Genomic DNA, 16,746 nt, shown 5'->3' with positions numbered 1-16,746 from the left:
GCCCCCCCTGCTGCTCATGGACTCACGGGCCGCGCGGCGTGCCGGGCGGGCCCACGCCGCGACCAGGACGTCAGGCGCGCTGCACGGCGGTCGAGGGGTTGCCGTCGACCGCCGCGGCCATCTGGGGGACCAGCTTGTCGAGCAGGTAGGGCAGGCTCAGGACCGAGATGAACGAGGTGGCCGCGCCGACCTGTTCGAGATTCTCGACGTACAGGTCGCGGGCCTCGGTCTTGACCTTCAGCTTGGCGTAGAGCGGATCGGCCTGGACCTTCGCCTTGTCGGCGTCGTACTTGTCGACGATCCAGACGAGCAGGTCGGTGTCGAGCAGGTCGGTGCGCTCCTTGCTCAGGTTGGCCCCGAACTCCTTGCCGGTCACCTCGTCGAGGCCGGCGGGCAGCGTGAAGCCCAGGTCGGTCAGCAGCCGGCCACGCGGGTCCTGCGTGCCATAGACCCAATAGCCCTCGTACGTGGTGGCCATCAGCCCGGTCTTGCCGGCGAACTCGGGGTGCTCCCGCTTCACCTCGGCGAACCGGGCCTCGGTGTCGGTGACCAGCTTCTCGGCCTGCGCCTTACGACCGACCGACACGCCGACCGTACGGGTCAGCTCCTGCCAGCCGACGCCGTAGTCGACCTGGCCCTTGGGCTGCGCCACGGTCGGCGCCATCTTCGACAGCTTCGCGTAGTCCTCACTGGTCAGGCCGGAGTAGACGGCCAGGATCAGGTCGGGCCGCAGCGCCGCCACCTTCTCGAACTGGATGCCGTCGGTGAAGGTGAGCACCTGCGGCTTGGGTGCCGAGCCCAGGGCAGCCTCGGCCCACGGCCAGATCGCGCCGGGCTTCTCGCCGAACCACTCGGTGGTCGCGGTCGGCACGACGCCCAGCGCCAGCAACGCGTCCTGCTCGACCAGGCCGACGGTGACGATGCGCTTCGGCTCGGCCTTGATCTCGGTGGTGCCGAACTTGTGGGGGACCGACACCGGGAACGCGTCGACGCCCGCCGAGGCGCTGGTGCCGCTCTCCGGGAGCGAGTCGTCGTTGTTGTTGGGTCCACACGCGGTCAGCGCGAGCAGGAGCCCGGCCGCCGCCAAAGTATTGAAAAGCCGCACGGGCTGTTCCCTTCCGCTTCTCGCGAGGCCCCGATCGGGTGACCTCGACCGCGAGTGTAGGTTAGCCTCACCTAAACGCAGAACCCGTGGAGGAACGTTGACCGCCGTCCTCGCGGCCCCGCCTTCGAGCCCGCACCGGAAACGGGGGAAGCGGCGCTGGATCGGCTTCGCGCTGGCGCTCACCGTCCTGGTTGTCATGTTCGCCCTGAGCGTCGCGATCGGCAGCCGCACCATCGCCCTGTCCACGGTGTGGCAGGTGCTGTGGCACCCCGACAGCACACCCGAGTCGGTGATCGTGCACGACCTGCGTCTGCCCCGCACCCTGCTCGGCTTCGGGGTGGGCGCCGCACTGGGCCTGGCCGGCACGGTCATGCAGGCACTGACCCGCAACCCGCTGGCCGAGCCGGGCCTGCTCGGCGTCAACCTGGGCGCCTCGACCGCGGTCGTGATCGCGATCGCCTTCCTCGGGGTCACCACCGCCACCGGGTACGTGTGGTTCGCCTTCGCCGGGGCCGCGCTCACCTCGGCCGCGGTCTTCGCCCTGGGCGGCGCCGGCCGGCATCCCACCCCCGAGCGGCAGATCCTGGCCGGTGTCTCGATCACCGCGGTGCTCGGCGCGATCGTGTGGGCGGTCCTCGTCCTCCGGCGCGAGGCGTTCGACCGCTACCGGCACTGGGACGTCGGCTCGTTCTCCGATCGCGACTCCGGGACTGTCCTGCGGATCCTGCCGTTCCTGGCGGCCGGCATCCTGCTCGCGCTCGTGCTGGGCCGTCAGCTCAACGCGCTCAGCCTGGGCGACGAGTCCGCCACCTCGCTCGGGGCCCATCCCGTCCGCATCCGCGCGCTCGGCCTGCTGGCGGTCACCCTGCTGTGCGGCGCCGCGACCGCCGCCGCCGGCCCGATCTGGTTCCTGGGCCTGGCCGTCCCGTACGCGGCCCGCATGATCGTCGGCACCGACCACCGCTGGATCCTGGCCTTCGCGGTCGTGCTCGGCCCGGCCCTGCTGCTCGGCGCCGACGTGCTCGGCCGGGTGCTGGTGGCGCCGGCCGAGCTGCCGGTCGGTGTGGTCACCGCTTTCCTGGGCGCGCCGCTGTTCATCGCGCTGTGCCGCCGTCGCCGGTTGAGCTCGCTGTGACCGTCCTGCGGGCGGCCGGCTGGTCGGTCCGCGTCCACACCCGCGCCCTGATCGTCGGCGTCGTACTGCTCCTGGTGGCGCTGGCCGTCGCCCTGGTCAACCTGACCACCGGCGACTTCCCGATCCCGGTGGCCGACGTGCTGCGCAGCCTGGCCGGGCGGGGGGACGCCGGCACCGACTTCATCGTCTACGAGCTGCGCCTGCCCCGGGTGCTGGTGACGCTGCTGGTCGGCGCGGCCCTCGGCGCCAGTGGTGCGGTCTTCCAGAGCCTCACCCGCAACCCGTTGGGCAGCCCCGATTTTGTCGGTCTGACCACCGGCGCGGCCACCGGCGCCCTGATCGTCCTGCTGATCGCCGACGGCAGCGGCGCCCAGGTGGGAGCCGGGGCCATCGTCGGCTGTGTCGTCACCGCCGTGGCGGTCTATCTGCTGGCCTTCCGCCGCGGGGTCCAGCCGTTCCGGTTGATCCTGATGGGCATCGGCGTCTCGGCGCTGCTCGAGGCCCTCAACTCCTACCTGATCTATCGCGCCCGCCTCAACGAGGCCATCGCCGCGCAGGTCTGGCTGATCGGCAGCGTCAACGGGCGGGGCTGGACCGAGGTGGTCATCGTCGCGGTCGCGGTGGTCGTGCTGGTGCCGGTCGTCGTCTACTTCGGACGTGACCTGAAGATGCTCGCGCTCGGCGACGAGATGGCCGTCCTGCACGGCGTCCGCGTGGAGCGCACCCGGGCCGTCCTGGCCCTGGCCGCGGTGGGCCTGTCGGCCGGCGCGACCGCCGCGGCGGGCCCGATCGCCTTCGTCGCGCTCGCCGCGCCACCGCTGGCGGCCCGGCTGAGCCGTTCGCCCAGCGCGGGCATCCTGCCCGCGGCGGCGATGGGTGCGGCGCTGCTCTGCGCGGGCGACTGGGCCGCCCAGAACGCCCTGCCCGGCAACGACATCCCGGTCGGCGTGGTCACCGCCGCGCTCGGCGGCGTCTATCTGACCTGGTTGCTGTTCCGCGAACGAGGAGCGAGACGATGACCACCGATCCCCGGTTGAGCGCCCACGACCTCACGCTGGCCTACGACAAGCGGGTGGTCGCCGAGCAACTCGACGTGCGGATCGCCGACGGCTCGTTCACGGTGGTCGTCGGCCCCAACGCCTGCGGCAAGTCGACACTGCTCAAGGCGCTCGCCCGGGTGCTCAAGCCGCAATCCGGCGCGGTCCTGCTGGATGGGCAGGCCATCGCGTCGTACCCGTCGAAACACGTCGCCAAGCAGCTCGGCATGCTGCCGCAGTCGCCGATCGTGCCCGGCGGCATCGTGGTCGAGGAGCTGGTCGGGCGGGGCCGGTTCGCCCACCAGCGGCTGCTCCGGCAGTGGTCGCCCGAGGACGAGGCGGCCGTGGCCGCGGCGATGCGGCTGACCGAGGTGTCCGATCTGGCCGACCGTTTCGTCGACGAGCTCTCCGGCGGCCAGCGGCAACGGGTCTGGCTGGCCATGGCGCTGGCCCAGCAGACGCCGATCCTGCTGCTCGACGAGCCGACCACCTTCCTCGACCTGTCCCACCAGTTCGAGGTGCTCGACCTCTGCGCCGAGCTGCACGAGCAGGGCCGCACGATCGTCGCGGTGCTGCACGACCTCAACCACGCCTGCCGCTACGCCACCGAGCTCATCGTGATGAAGGCGGGTGAGGTCGTCGCCCAGGGGTCGCCGGCCGAGGTGATGACGGCCCGGCTGGTCGAGGACGTCTTCGCGATGCCCTGCCGGGTCATCGACGATCCCGAGACCGGCACCCCGATGGTGGTCCCGGCCGACCGTCACCGGCGGCGTGCTTCCCGTACGGCCGAGGCAGCCCGCGCGTGAAGGCCGCGCTCACCGGGCAACGCCGCCTGATCGGTCTGGGCGCGCTGCTGGCCACCGGTCACCAGGCCGGTGAGGCGTCCGTCCCGTTCCTGATCGGCGTCATCATCGACCGGGCGGTCGACGGCGGGGTCGGCGACCTGGTGTTCTGGCTCGGCGTCCTGGGCACGGTCTACATCGGACTGAGCTTCGGCTTCCGGTACGGCGCCCGCACCGCCGAGCGGGCGGCCGAGCAGGCCGCCCACGACCTGCGCCTGCAGGTGACCGGCCGGGTGCTGCACGACCGCGGTGGCGCCGAGACCGGCCGGCTGCCCGGCGCCCTCGTCGCGGTCGCCACCAGTGACACCGCCCGGGTCGGCGCGGTGGCCGTCGCCCTGGTCTGGGGCACCGCGGCCGTGGTCGCCGTCCTCTTCTCGGCCGTCCTGTTGCTGTCCATCTCCGTCCCGCTCGGCCTGCTCGTGCTGCTCGGCCTGCCCCCGTTGATGTGGCTGACCCGGCTCATCGGCAAGCCGCTGGAGGAGCGCAGCGAGACCGAGCAGGAACACGGTGCCCAGGCGTCGGGTGTGGCGGCCGACCTGGTCGCCGGACTGCGCGTGGTCAAGGGTCTGCGCGCCGAGGAGGCGGCGGTCGCCCGCTACCGGCAACGCAGTCAGGTGGCGCTGACCGCCACCGTGCGGGCGGCCCGCACCGAAGCCGTCTATCAGGGCGTGGTTCTCACCGTGAGCGGCGTCTTCCTGGCCGTGATCGCGGTGGTCGGCGGCATCCTCGCGGCGCGCGGCAGCATCACCGTGGGCCAGCTCGTGTCGTCCGTCGGCCTGGCCCAGTTCCTCGTCGGTCCACTGTCGACCTTCGGCTGGGTCGGCGCCGACCTCGCCCAGGGGCGCGCGTCGGCCCGGCGGGTGGCGGCGGTGCTGTCGGCACCGGTCGCGATCACCGGGGGCGACGCGGTTCCGGCCACGCCCGTGCACGGGCGGATCGACCTTCGCGTACGGGATCTGACCCTGAAGATCGCGCCCGGCGAGACGGTCGGTGTGGTGGCCTCCGATCCCGCCGTGGCGGCCGAGATCGTGCGCCTGCTGGGCCGGTCGGCCGACCCGGTCGACGGCCTGGTCGAGCTGGACGGCGTGGCGCTGACCTCGCTGCGGCCCGGCGAGTCGCGCGCGGCGGTGCTGGCCGTCGAGCATCACACCGACCTGTTCGCCGGATCGATCGTGTCGGCCGTCTCGCTCGATCGAGCCGAACCGGTCACGGTCCACGCCGCGATGGCCGCCGCCGACGCCGACGAGGTGGCCCGTACCCGTCCCGACGGGCTCGACGACGGCGCCCGCACCCTCTCCGGTGGGCAGCGTCAGCGGATCGCGCTGGCCCGGGCGCTGGCCGCCGACGCGCCGGTGCTGGTGCTGCACGAACCGACCACGGCCGTCGACGCGGTGACCGAGGCCCGCATCGCCTCGCGCCTGCGGGAGATGCGCGAGGGCCGCACGACGATCCTGGTCACCACGAGCCCGGCACTGCTGGCGGTCACCGACCGGGTGCTCTTCCTGCACGACGGCACGGTCCGGGCCGACGGTGCGCACGGTGAGCTGGCCGCGGGCGACGAGACCTACCGGGAGACGGTGCTGGCATGACGACCACCCTGCTGCCGATCGCGTCCGGGCGCCGGACCTGGGCCGCCGTCCTCGCTCTGGTGAAGCCGCGACGCGGGCGGCTGGCCGGTGCTCTGCTCCTGCTGATCGCGGGCACCGTCGCCGGTCTGGTCGCGCCGCCGCTGCTCGGTCACATCGTCGACCTCGCGACCGGCGGCGGCCGCACCGGTGACTTCCTGATGGCCGGGGCCGGGCTGGTGGGGGCGGCGCTGGTCGAGGCGGCCCTGGCCGGGTTCGGCGTCGCGCTGCTCGCCCAGGTCGGCGAGGACAGTCTGGCCCGGCTGCGGGAGAGGTCCGTCGAGTCGGCGTTGCGGCTGCCACTCGAACAGGTCGAGAAAGCGGGCGCCGGCGACCTCACCTCGCGGGTCACCAACGACGTGGCGGTGGTGGCCGAGGCGGCCCGCTCGGCGCTGCCGGAGTTCACCCGCGCGCTGCTCACGATCGTGCTGACGCTGGGTGGTCTGGCCGTGCTCGACTGGCGTTTCCTGCTGGCCGCGCTGGTGGCGGTGCCGGTGCAGGCGTACACGGTCCGCTGGTATGCCCGGCGCGCCGTGCCGCTCTATGCCCGGCAGCGGGTGGCGGTGGCCGCGCAGCAGCACCACCTGCTGGCCACCATCGACGGGGCCTCGACCATCCGCACCTTCCGCGTCGCCGGCGAGCACAGCGGCCGGGTCGCCGCCCGCTCGCAGCAGGCGGTCGACCTGCTGCTGCGGGGAGTGGCGCTGCAGACCCGGTTCTACGCCCGGCTCCACGTCGCCGAATTCGCCGGGCTGGCCGCCGTCCTCGCGACCGGCTTCCTTCTCGTACGCGGTGACACGGTCACCATCGGCACGGCCACCGCGGCCGCCCTGTATTTCCACGGCCTGTTCAACCCGATCAACACGGCTCTGGCCCTGGTCGACGACGCCCAGGCCGCCGCGTCCGGCCTGAACCGCCTCGTCGGCGTCGCTGCCTTGGAATCGCCGCCGGTGGCCCGGGCCGAGACCACCGGCGCGCCGGTCGCCATCGAGGTCCAAGGGTTGTCCTTCGCCTACGAGCCGGACCTCCCGGTTCTGCGCGACATCGACCTGACCGTGCGCCGGGGTGAGCGGGTGGCCGTGGTCGGCTCGACCGGGGCCGGGAAGACCAGCCTGGCCAAGGTGATCGCCGGGGTCCACGAGCCGACCGGCGGAAGCGTCGCCGTGCCGGCCGGCGAGGTCGCCCTGATCACCCAGGAGGTGCACGTCTTCGCCGGACCGCTGGCCGACGACGTCCGCCTGGCCCGGCCGGCCGCGACCGACGACGAGGTGCGGGCCGCGCTGGCCGCCGTCGACGCCCTGGACTGGGTGACGCAGCTGCCCGACGGCCTCCGCACCGAGGTCGGCGCGGGCGGTCACACGCTGACCGCCGCCCAGTCCCAGCAGCTGGCCTTCGCCCGGCTCATCCTGGCCGACCCGCCGGTGGCCATCCTCGACGAGGCGACCGCCGAAGCCGGCAGCGCCGGAGCCCGCCTGCTCGAACGGGTGGCCACCGCCGCCCTGGCCGGCCGCACCGCCGTGATCGTCGCCCACCGTCTGACGCAGGCCGTGGCGGCCGACCGCATCGTCGTCCTCGACCACGGCCACATCGTCCAAATCGGACGGCACGAGGATCTGATCACCCAGTCCGGCCCGTACGCCGTCCTCTGGCAAGCCTGGTCCGGCACCCGCACCCACCCGGCCGCCTGACTGACCGACCGGTCGTCGGATCGCCCACCCGGCCCACCACCTGATTGCCCACCCGGCCCACCACCTGATTGCCCACCCGGCCCACCACCTGATTGGCCATCCGGCCCACCGCCTGATCGCTCGCCCGCGGGATTGCCTGCCCGGCCCACCGCCTGATCGCTCGCCCGCGGGATTGCCTGCCCGGCCCACCGTCTGAGCGCTCGGCCGTGGGATCGCCCGGCCGGCGGTCTGATCGCCTGACCGATTGCCTGATCGCCCGGCCGGCGCGGCGGCTCGCCGTCGTCGGCGTTGCGGCGATCAGCCGGCTGTGCCGGCGCGGAAGAGGACGCGGCCGTTCAGGGCGATGACCATGGTGCCGTCGGCGCGCAGGATCAGGGTCGCGCCCGGGTTGCCGGCGGTGCCGCTACTCCATGCCGTGCCGTTGCCCGCGTCGTAGAGGACCAGGTGGCCGTCGTTCTGCATGACGAGCTTCACGCCGTCGTCGGTGCCGGTCTGCCAGACGGTGCGGCCCTGATCCTGCAGCACGAGATTGCCGCCACCGGTCACCTGGAGCCGGAGCCGGTTGGTGGCCCAGCTCTGCCCCGTGGTGAGAACGCTGGTGGCGGCGATCACCCTCTGCTCCCACGCGGGCGCTTTTCTCCCGGCTGTTTGCGTCCGGGTGGCGCGCTCCGGGGTAGTGGCCGCCAGCGAGGGTGACGTGGATGTGGCCGAGGCCGAAGGGGCCGGGGCGACCGTGTCGTCCGGCTCGACCGACGACGGCGCGTCCGACTCGATCGACGACGAGGCGTCCGGCCCTGTCGACGGCGAGGTGTCCGGCCCTGTCGACGGTGCGGTGTCCGGCTCGAGTGATGACGGCGCACGCAGGGTGGCGTCGGCCGGTGGCCGTTCGTCGTGGCCGAGCCGGAAGCCGGCGTACGTCGCCGCGCCCAAGCTGAGCAGGACCAGGGCCACCACGGCGATCGCGGCCCAGTTGACATCGACCAACGGGCTCAAGGCGCGTTTCGGGAGCAGAGCCGGGCTGCGGCCTGGCCCAGCCGCCGCCTGGACCGTACCGCGCCTCGACCCCACTTCGGCAACGCGCCTCAGCCGTATCCGGCGATTCTCGGCCATGGGTCCTTCCCGGTCGGTACTGATCATGAGGCTACGTCGACCGGTCCGCGGCCCGGCTCACCCGCTCGGCCGACCGTCCGGGGGTGGATCCGGCTAGTCAGACTGCCTACTAACCAGCTAGCCTGCCTAGTCATGACACCCCGGCCGTGGCTGCACGGCTTTCTCGATCTGTGCCTGTTGGCGATGTTGCGGGAGCGCGCCGACTACGGCTACGGGCTCTCGCAACGGCTGGCCGCGGCCGGTGTGGCCGATGTGCCGGGCGGCACGCTCTATCCGGCGCTGCTGCGTCTGGAGGAGCAGAGCCTGGCCACCCCGAGCTGGGCTCCGTCCGAGGCCGGCCCGCGCCGCAAGTACTACGCGATCACCGGGGCCGGGCTTGACGTGCTCGGCGGACAGGCCGATGACTGGCGGCGGTTCCGCGACGGCGTCGACTCGCTGCTGAGCCCGAGCGCGGTGCGGCATGACTGACTGGCCCGCCGCGTTCGAGGCCGAGCTCCTCCGCCTCGGCGTGCAGCCCGGCCGCGCCCGGCGACTGGCCGACGAGACGACTCAGCAGGCCGCCGAGACCGCGGGCGCACCGGGTGAGGTCTTCGGCCCCGCACACCTCTATGCCCGCCATCTGGTGGCTGAGCTCAGTGCGCCGGCTGCGGCTCCCGGCCGTACGCGATTTGAAGCCGGACCGGTGATGCTGAGTCTCGCCGGTGTGGGCAAACGGTATCGGCGCCAGACCGTCTTCTCGGGCGTCGACCTGACCGTGCGCGGTGGTGAGGTCGCCGCGATCGTCGGGGCCAACGGCTGCGGCAAGTCGACCCTCCTGCGCATCTGTGCCGGCCTGACCCGGCCCAGCGCCGGCACGGTCAAACGCACCCCGCGGGTCGGCCTGGTGCCGCAGGACGGCGGAACGGCCGGCTGGCTGACCGCGGAGGAGCACTTCACCCTCTTCGGCTCGGCGGCCGGCCTGGTGTCCGGGCGGGCCCGGTCGACCGGCGTCCACCTCGCCACCCGCCTGGCCTGGCGACCCGCCCGGCAGCAGCGGGCCCAGCAGATGTCCGGTGGCACGCGGCAGAAGCTCAACCTCGTGCTGGGCGAGCTGCACGCCCCCGACCTGCTGCTGCTCGACGAGCCCTACCAGGGTTTCGACCAGGGGACCTATGTGGACTTCTGGCAGCAGGTCTTCGCCTGGCGCGACGCCGGCCGGGCCATCGTGGTGGTCACCCACCTGCTGCACGACCTGCAGAACGTCGACCACGTGCTCGATCTGGGGGAACGATGACAACACTCGTGGTGGCCTCGCTCTCCGCCCGCGAGGTCGGCCGGCGCTGGGTCGCGCTGGCCCTGGTGGTCGCTCTGCCGTTCTGGTTCTACCTGGTGCGCCGCGACGCCACCGGCCAGTCCCTGCGCATGCTGACGCTCGGCATCGGCTGGGCGATCTCGACGCTGACCCTGTTCGTGGTCAACGCGAGCCGCGGCGTCGACCCGCGGCTACGCCTCACCGGCGCCTCGGTGATCAGCATCATCGGCGGCCGTCTGCTGGCCATGACCGGCGTCGGCGTGGGTCTGGCGCTGGGTTACTGGGTGCTGACCGTGGTCGACCAGGAGGTGCGGCACCCGTGGGCGGCGGCCCTGATGATGCTGCTGTCGGCCGTGGTCGCGGCACCCTTCGGCAGCCTGATCGGCGCCCTGCTGCCGCGCGAGCTCGAGGGCGCCCTGGCTCTGCTCAGCGTCGTGGCGGTCCAGATGCTCGCCGACCCGGCCGGCCTGACGGCCAAGCTGATGCCGTTCTGGTCGACCCGCGAGGTAGGCACGTACGCGGTCGACGGCGGCCCCACCACCATGGTCTGGCACGGCCTGGCCCACGCGGGCGCGACCTGGCTGCTGTGCGCCGGCGCCACCCTGGCCATCTTCCACTGGCGCCTGCGCCTGGTCCGCTACCCAGAGCCCTGACCTCTCACCCGCTCCAGTCCCTTGACCCGTCACAGCGGCGGAGCTGCTCGGTGCGGTGGGCGGAGCCGCGTACTTGTTGGGAGTATGGGCAGATGAGCCGTCGATGGTCAGTGCTGGGGGCGCCGTCGAGCGCCGGGGCGCACACACCGGGTTTGGAGCAGGGCCCGGCCGCGCTGAGGGCCGCCGGGCTGGTGACCGACCTGCGGGCCGGTGGCCTCGACGTCGACGACCGCGGTGATGTGCCCGGCTTCCGTTGGCGCCCCGATCCGTCCCGGCCCAACGGCCAGAACGCGCCGGCCGTCGCCGCGGTGGCCGATGATGTGGCGGCCGGAGTCGCAGCGATCCTCGCCGACGACCGGGTGCCATTTGTGCTGGGCGGCGACTGCAGCATCACCGTGGGGGTGATGGCCGGCTTCGCCCGCGAGGGCCGGGAGCCCGCACTGCTCTACATGGACGGTGGCCCCGACCTTTTCACGCCCGCCACCAGAGCGAACGGCAACCTGGACGCGATGGGCGTCGCCCACTTACTGCGCCTGCCTGGCCACCTGCCCGAGGTCGCGGCGGTGGGGCCACCGCTGACGGTCGATCGCTTTGTGTCCTATGGGGACGCTCTGCCTTCGGTGGGCAGCGACACAGAACGCGAGCTGCTCGAGGAACTGGCCATCACGCGCATCTCGGCTGTCGACGTCCACCGCGACGCCCGTACGGCCGCCGAGAAGGCCCTCGCCGCGGCCGAGTCCGCCGCCGACGCGTTCGTCCTGCACTTCGACGTGGACGTGCTGCGCTTCGCCGACATGCCGATCGCCGACGTGCCCGACTCCGGCGGCGAACCCGTCGGCCTGTCCCTGCACGAGGCCATGACCAGCGTGTCGGTCTTCGCCCGGAGCCCACACCTCGCCGCCCTGGTCCTCACCGAGGTCAACCCCGACCACGCCCCCGACGCCGACGTCCTGGCCGACTTCACCACCGCCCTGGCCACCGCGCTGGCAACCTGACCCGCGCCCGCGAAATGTGACCGGCAGCACAAACGGTCAGCCAAGATCAGCCGAAAGTACGTATTAGCCTATCCAGCCCCCATGTGTCCGTTATGCGACGATCTGTGGCGTAAGGCAGCAACCACTTGGAGGTAGAGATGAGCAAGACAGCTCGGATGTTCACCATGCTGGGCCTCGGCCTTATGGCAGGCGCCACGATCGGTGCCGGCCCGGCGCTCGCCGCCGGTAGCGCTGACGCGCCGGCCGCCAAGCCCGCGACCACGACGAAGGTTCAGAAGCACGGGGACCGCGACCGGGTCGTCGGCTACTTCCGTACGCGGGGCGCCTGCGAGCAGGCCGGCCGCATCGGCGAGTGGCGTGACCGCTGGGACGACTACGACTGCGACCGGGTCCGCTTCGGCTTCAAGCGGGGCCTGTGGGCCCTCGAGGTCGAGCAGAACTGGCGTGGCGGCGGCCGCGGTCACGGGCACGGGCACGGCCCGTTCGGTGGCGGCCACCACCGTCGCTGACCATCCAGTCAGGTCACAGGGGTAGAAAGCGAATGCTCGGAAGCCGAGGCGTCCCGAACCGCCCCCGGCCAAGGCATTCGGCATGACAGGTAGCGGGATCCAGAGTTCCGTCCATGGTCTGGATCCCGTGCCGTGAACCACCCCGGTGCTCGGGCCGCATCCACGATGCGGCCCGAGCGCTTTGCTGGGGTCAGACGCGGCGCAGAACCGTCACGACCTTGCCGAGGATCGTGGCGTCGTCACCCGGGATGACGTCATAGGCCGCGTTACGGGGGACCAGCTCGATGTGGCCGCCGGTGCGCCGGAAGACCTTGACCGTGGCCTCGCCGTCGATCATCGCCGCCACGATGTCGCCGTTGTCGGCCACCTGCTGCTGACGCACCACGACCGTGTCGCCGTCGCAGATCGCCGCCTCGATCATCGAGTCACCTTTGACGACCAGGGCGAACAGCGTGCCGTGCCCGACCAGGCTCACCGGCAGGGTGAGCTCCTCGTCGATGTGCTCGTCAGCCAGGATCGGCGTGCCGGCGGCGATCGTGCCGAGCACCGGCACGGGCACGCCGGCCTGCTCGCCGGGGGTCCGCACATCGATCGCCCGGGAGCCGCGAGCCCCGCGCCGGATGTAGCCCCGGTCCTCGAGGACCTTGAGTTGATGCGCCACTGACGACGGCGAGTCGAGCCCGACGGCAGCGCCGATCTCGCGGATGGTCGGAGGGTAGCCATGCTGGTCGATCCACTCGCGGATCATCGAGAAGATCTGCCGTTGCCGCTTGCTCAGGGGCACGCCGTCCGTAGACATGCGAGGATGATACTACATTCTTCGATCATCTGTACGACTCGATCGGGTGACTGCCCGTAACCATTCCGCGGGGGCTCAGCTCGGCTCGCGCTGAGCCGGGATGTGCGGCTCGTCCTCCGGCGGTCGCTCGACGCTCATCACAGTCATCCCGCGCTGCTCGGAGTCGCGCCCGCTGTTGCCCAGGACGATCGGGCTTGACGGGTCCTGCGAGAAGTCCGGCTGCTCGGCATCGGCGACGGCCCGCCCCCGAACCTTGGCTTTGGCCTTCACCGGGATGCGGATGATTTCCGTGCGTTCGCCGGGCGGCTCGACCAGACCGGGCCGGATGACCTGCGTACGGTCCGGATCCATCCCGATGACCTGGGTCTCGTCACCGCCGATGTCACCGGTGTGGCTCATCGCCGCCGTGTTGTATCCCGGCGCCCGGCCCGGGTGATCGGCCAGTTCCGCGGCCGGCTCCGGCGGTCGCAGTCGCATCGGCGCCGCCAATTCGGGCACCCGGATCAGATGCGTACGCTCGGGGTCGGCCTCCTCGAGCGACCGGGTGCCTTCGCCGTCCTCCGCCGGCACGACCGTGATCGCCTGTGTCCGGTCCGGGTCGGGCGCACTCAACGACCGCGTGACCTCGATGTCCTCGGCCGCGGTCCCACCCACCGAATACGTGACCTCAGCGTCATCCGACGACACCACCGTGATGCGGTGCGTGCGGTCGGGGTCGGGCGCGTTCAGCGGTCGCGTGCTCTCGATGTCGTCCGCCGGCACCATCGTGCTCGCCTGGGTCTGCTCCGGGTCCGGCGCGGTCACCCATCGCGTGACTTCGCCCGGCGCATAGCCGCCCACCTTGATGGTGTGCGTCCGGTCCGGGTCGGGCGCAGTCAGCGAACGCGTGACCTCGGCCCCCGACAGATCCGGCCCCGACGTGTCGGGTGCGGCCACCGAGGCCCGAGCCCGAACCGGCTCGACCCCCGCCGCCGGTTCCTCACCCGCGGCCGGCGTGACCTGAAGCTTGGTGGTCAACTCCCCGATCTTGATGGTCCGGGTCCGATCCGGATCCGGAGCCTCCAGCGACCGTGTCTCCTCCAGTTCAGGCGGCACAGCCCGAGTGTGCGGAGCCGGCTTGGCCCGCCCCACCACATACCGCTCGACCGAGTCGTCAACGACCTGCCCGTCGTCGCCCTCAGCCCCGTCGTCCTCGTCACCGACCGGCTCGACCGCCGCCCGAACGGAGGCCGAGTCCTCGACAGCAGCCGGCTCAGCCCGGGCCGGCTGGGCGTCGGCTTCAGCCGGCTCGGCAGGAGCGTGTCCGGCCGCAGACAGTCCGGCGTCCATCGACTCGAGCGTGCCGCGCTCAGCCATGACGTGGTCGGACGAGGGGTGCCCGGCCTCGCCTTCAATGTGCTCGGCCTCAGCCCGCTCAGGTCCAGCTTGCTCGGCGTGAACGGTTTGGGCGTGCGGGTTCTTCTTGGTGGCCGCGTCGGTCTGGTTGTCCGCGTCGGTCGGGGTGTCCGCGACCGTTCGAGCGTTCGCGTCGGTCTGGGTATCGGCGACCGTCCGGGTGTCTGCGACCGTTGTGGCGTCGGAATCCGCCTGGGTGGTCGCGTCGGTCGGGTTGTTCGCGTCCGTCTGGGCGTTTGCGGCGGTCCTCGCGAGCGCGTCGGTGTTCTCGGTCGCGTTCGGGTGGTCGGCCGGCATGTCTGGCGTTGGGGACGCGGGTGTTTCGGCCGTTGTGTTTGCTGGCTCGGCCGTCGCTTCGTCGAGCTGCCCGCCGTGATCAAGGTCTTCTTGGTCAGGTGCCTGAGGATCGACGGGGGGTTCGGTCTTGAGGTCGGCTGCCGTGAGGCCGTTCGGCGAGGCCTCCGCCGCAGAAGTGGCCTGGGCGTCGACGGGTGAGGTCGTGGTCTCCGGTGCCGCGGGTTGGGCCGGCTCGATGTGCTTGACCTCGGGTTCGGCCGGCGGCCAGGCGACCGGGGCGTACTTGGTCGATGCCTGGCCGTTGAACAGAGCTGCCACCGTCGCCGCCTCGTCCCACGAGACCACAACCGTCGTCTGCCGCTCGTCCCGGACGGTCGCCAACGCGATGGTGGCCTCATCCTCAGGCGCCAGGTCGACGACTTCGCCGATCTTGAACGGCTCCTCAGCGGCCAGCGCCGCCACCACATCCGAGGGCGTCGCCTCCACCGAACTGGCCGCCGCGCCTTCATCGGAGGTAGTCGCCTTATCCGGGGCGGTCGCCGCGACCGGGGCCGTCTCAGCGGCCAGCTCATCGGGGAGTGTCGCCGGCTCATCGGAAGGAAGGACCGTAGTGCCGGGGGTGGTGGACGCCGTCGTGTCCGTATCCCTCGCGGTCGGCTCGTCGGAAGTAACCAACGCATTCGCGGGCGAGGCCGGCGCCGTCGTGCCGGTCGCGGTCGGTTCTTCGGAAGGGAGAACTGTGGTCGCGTCGGGGTCGGCGGGCGCGCCGCCGTTGCTGACCACCGTCAATTTGTCTGCGGCAGGCGAAGCTGAAGAGCCGGCGGGGGAGTCCGCGGCCGAAGAAGGGGCGGCGGCGATTGTTGTGGAAGGGGCCACCGCCGGAGAAAGGGAGGGATTTGGTGCGGTGAGGTGGTGAGCGGGCGTCACGACGGCCGTGGTGTCGTCGGAGCCGGAAGCTGTTGACGGGATTCGCAGGGCGACGGTGAGGTCCGGGTCGGTGTAGTGCGGCGGGACGGTCGTCGAGCTGGGTGCCTGGCCCCGGCCCAGCCGCCCGATGAGCGGCAGCACCGGCGGTTCGTATCGAGCCCACCGGCGCGCACTCAAGGCCGTACAGATGAGCGGCAATGCCAATAGGGCGGCCAGCCCATAACCGGGCCGGCTGATGTCGAATCCGTCCTTGGCCACCGAATCCGGCCACGCCCCCGCATATCCGCCGGGCGACACCAGGGCCCACGCCGACAGTCCGAGATAGGTGAGTCCGCCGAAAAGCGGCCCGGCCGGCGAGATCGGGGCGAACAGCAGAATGGCGTACGCCGCCCCCGCCAGCACGAGAAGCAGTAGCCCGGTGACCGATTCGACCGCGAAATCGTCCCGTCCGCGAGCGGTCAGGTCGTGCGTGAAGCCCACTCCGGCGAGCACCCACACCGCCGGGGCCAGCACGAGGGTGTAAAAGATCGACCTGAAGTGGCGCACGCTTGCTCTCCCCCGACACCGGTTTGCCCGTCGCACCGTACCGTCGCGGGGCGACCACAGGGAAGGACGACGTAACGTACGCCGCATGACTGAGCAGCTCCCCGGTCGTGCCACCAGCCATTCCCGGGTCACGTTGAGCCGCATCATGACAGCGATCGACGTCAATCTCTATGGCACCGTTCACGGCGGTGTGCTGATGAAATTCGTCGATGACGTGGCCGGCGCGTCGGCCGCCCGGCACAGCGGCGGCACCGCCGTCACGGCGGCCATCGACGAGATCGTCTTCGTGGAGCCGGTGCGGGTCGGCGACCTCGTGCACGCCTACGCCCAGGTGAACTGGACCGGCTCCAGCTCGATGGAGGTCGGGGTCAAGGTGGTCGCCGAGCGCTGGGACGTGGTGCCCAACGAGCCGGTGACCGTGGCGACCGCCTACCTGGTGTTCGTGGCTGTGGACGTGGCCGGCCACCCCCGCGGCGTCCCACCTGTGTTGCCCGAGGACGTTGAGGACAAGCGCCGCTTCCGCGAGGCTTTGATCCGGCGGGAGCACCGCCTGGCCCGGCGGGCCGCGATCCAGCGGGCCCGGGCCGATCAGGAGAAGGCTGAATGAACGTTAAGGTGAGGGCATGACGGGTGCGGTGTTGTGGGAGCCGCCGGCTGACGTCCGCGAGACGTCCCGGATCGGGCACTATCTGTCCTGGCTGGGCAAGGACTTCGCCGGCTACGCGGATCTGTGGCAGTGGTCGGTCGACGACCTGCCCGGCTTCTGGCAGTCGATCTGGGACTACTTCGAGG

General features: G+C 71.8%; 15 protein-coding genes. 11 read left to right on the top strand and 4 right to left on the bottom strand.

Going from position 1 to position 16,746, the window contains the following annotated elements; translation table 11 throughout:
• Positions 1–70: 70 nt before the first annotated feature.
• Positions 71–1,105, bottom strand: coding sequence for an iron-siderophore ABC transporter substrate-binding protein (locus NAG42_RS43745; RefSeq protein WP_250038475.1), 1,035 nt, complete (start codon positions 1,103–1,105; stop codon positions 71–73).
• A gap of 196 nt (positions 1,106–1,301) precedes the next feature.
• Here NAG42_RS43745 and NAG42_RS43740 point away from each other — a divergent pair, with 196 nt between their 5' ends.
• Genes NAG42_RS43740 through NAG42_RS43720 form a run of 5 tightly spaced genes read left to right on the top strand, consistent with a single transcriptional unit; the run spans position 1,302 to position 7,432 of the window.
• Complete coding sequence (locus NAG42_RS43740; RefSeq protein WP_438872531.1) at positions 1,302–2,240, top strand: FecCD family ABC transporter permease; 939 nt, start codon at positions 1,302–1,304, stop codon at positions 2,238–2,240.
• Positions 2,237–3,259 carry a FecCD family ABC transporter permease gene (locus NAG42_RS43735; RefSeq protein WP_250038472.1) on the top strand — a complete coding sequence of 341 codons (1,023 nt, stop codon included), beginning with the start codon at positions 2,237–2,239 and terminating at the stop codon, positions 3,257–3,259. The genes NAG42_RS43740 and NAG42_RS43735 overlap by 4 nt, the downstream gene beginning before the upstream one ends.
• On the top strand, positions 3,256–4,083 hold the full coding sequence (locus tag NAG42_RS43730; protein WP_250038470.1) for an ABC transporter ATP-binding protein: 828 nt from the start codon (positions 3,256–3,258) through the stop codon (positions 4,081–4,083). Before NAG42_RS43735 ends, NAG42_RS43730 begins: the two co-directional genes overlap by 4 nt.
• Entirely contained in the window at positions 4,080–5,708 is a 1,629-nt protein-coding gene (locus tag NAG42_RS43725) for an ABC transporter ATP-binding protein (RefSeq protein WP_250038469.1), read from the top strand. The genes NAG42_RS43730 and NAG42_RS43725 overlap by 4 nt, the downstream gene beginning before the upstream one ends.
• Positions 5,705–7,432 carry an ABC transporter ATP-binding protein gene (locus NAG42_RS43720; RefSeq protein ID WP_250038468.1) on the top strand — a complete coding sequence of 576 codons (1,728 nt, stop codon included), beginning with the start codon at positions 5,705–5,707 and terminating at the stop codon, positions 7,430–7,432. Before NAG42_RS43725 ends, NAG42_RS43720 begins: the two co-directional genes overlap by 4 nt.
• A gap of 297 nt (positions 7,433–7,729) precedes the next feature.
• Here NAG42_RS43720 and NAG42_RS43715 read toward each other — a convergent pair whose 3' ends face one another.
• Positions 7,730–8,425 carry a hypothetical protein gene (locus NAG42_RS43715; protein ID WP_250038467.1) on the bottom strand — a complete coding sequence of 232 codons (696 nt, stop codon included), beginning with the start codon at positions 8,423–8,425 and terminating at the stop codon, positions 7,730–7,732.
• A gap of 249 nt (positions 8,426–8,674) precedes the next feature.
• Between NAG42_RS43715 and NAG42_RS43710 the strand changes: the two genes are divergently transcribed.
• The 5 genes from NAG42_RS43710 to NAG42_RS43690 all read left to right on the top strand — a co-directional run bounded on the left by NAG42_RS43710 (position 8,675) and on the right by NAG42_RS43690 (position 11,990).
• Positions 8,675–9,010, top strand: coding sequence for a PadR family transcriptional regulator (locus NAG42_RS43710; protein WP_250038465.1), 336 nt, complete (start codon positions 8,675–8,677; stop codon positions 9,008–9,010).
• Positions 9,003–9,815: an ATP-binding cassette domain-containing protein gene (locus NAG42_RS43705; protein WP_250038464.1), complete on the top strand. Its 813-nt coding sequence runs from the start codon at positions 9,003–9,005 to the stop codon at positions 9,813–9,815. The genes NAG42_RS43710 and NAG42_RS43705 overlap by 8 nt, the downstream gene beginning before the upstream one ends.
• On the top strand, positions 9,812–10,486 hold the full coding sequence (locus NAG42_RS43700; RefSeq protein WP_250038463.1) for a hypothetical protein: 675 nt from the start codon (positions 9,812–9,814) through the stop codon (positions 10,484–10,486). Before NAG42_RS43705 ends, NAG42_RS43700 begins: the two co-directional genes overlap by 4 nt.
• A 92-nt stretch (positions 10,487–10,578) precedes the next feature.
• Complete coding sequence (locus NAG42_RS43695) at positions 10,579–11,481, top strand: arginase family protein (RefSeq protein WP_250038462.1); 903 nt, start codon at positions 10,579–10,581, stop codon at positions 11,479–11,481.
• Positions 11,482–11,618: 137 nt separating this feature from the next.
• Positions 11,619–11,990: a hypothetical protein gene (locus NAG42_RS43690; protein ID WP_250038461.1), complete on the top strand. Its 372-nt coding sequence runs from the start codon at positions 11,619–11,621 to the stop codon at positions 11,988–11,990.
• A 190-nt stretch (positions 11,991–12,180) separates the two neighbouring features.
• On the opposite strand, the gene lexA is transcribed toward NAG42_RS43690, so the two are convergent.
• Together lexA and NAG42_RS43680 are read right to left on the bottom strand one after the other, a co-directional pair.
• Positions 12,181–12,789, bottom strand: a complete 609-nt coding sequence (gene lexA / locus NAG42_RS43685; RefSeq protein ID WP_250038460.1) for a transcriptional repressor LexA — start codon at positions 12,787–12,789, stop codon at positions 12,181–12,183.
• 75 nt (positions 12,790–12,864) lie between these two features.
• Positions 12,865–15,954, bottom strand: a complete 3,090-nt coding sequence (locus NAG42_RS43680; protein ID WP_250038459.1) for a hypothetical protein — start codon at positions 15,952–15,954, stop codon at positions 12,865–12,867.
• A gap of 85 nt (positions 15,955–16,039) precedes the next feature.
• Here NAG42_RS43680 and NAG42_RS43675 point away from each other — a divergent pair, with 85 nt between their 5' ends.
• On the top strand, positions 16,040–16,561 hold the full coding sequence (locus tag NAG42_RS43675) for an acyl-CoA thioesterase (RefSeq protein ID WP_250038458.1): 522 nt from the start codon (positions 16,040–16,042) through the stop codon (positions 16,559–16,561).
• Positions 16,562–16,746 lie beyond the last annotated feature (185 nt).

The sequence above is a fragment of the Paractinoplanes maris genome, assembly GCF_023544465.1.
Lineage (GTDB): Bacteria > Actinomycetota > Actinomycetes > Mycobacteriales > Micromonosporaceae > Actinoplanes > Actinoplanes maris.
Note: the sequence above shows the minus strand (reverse complement) of the source record. Positions and strands in the feature narration are given on the sequence as shown.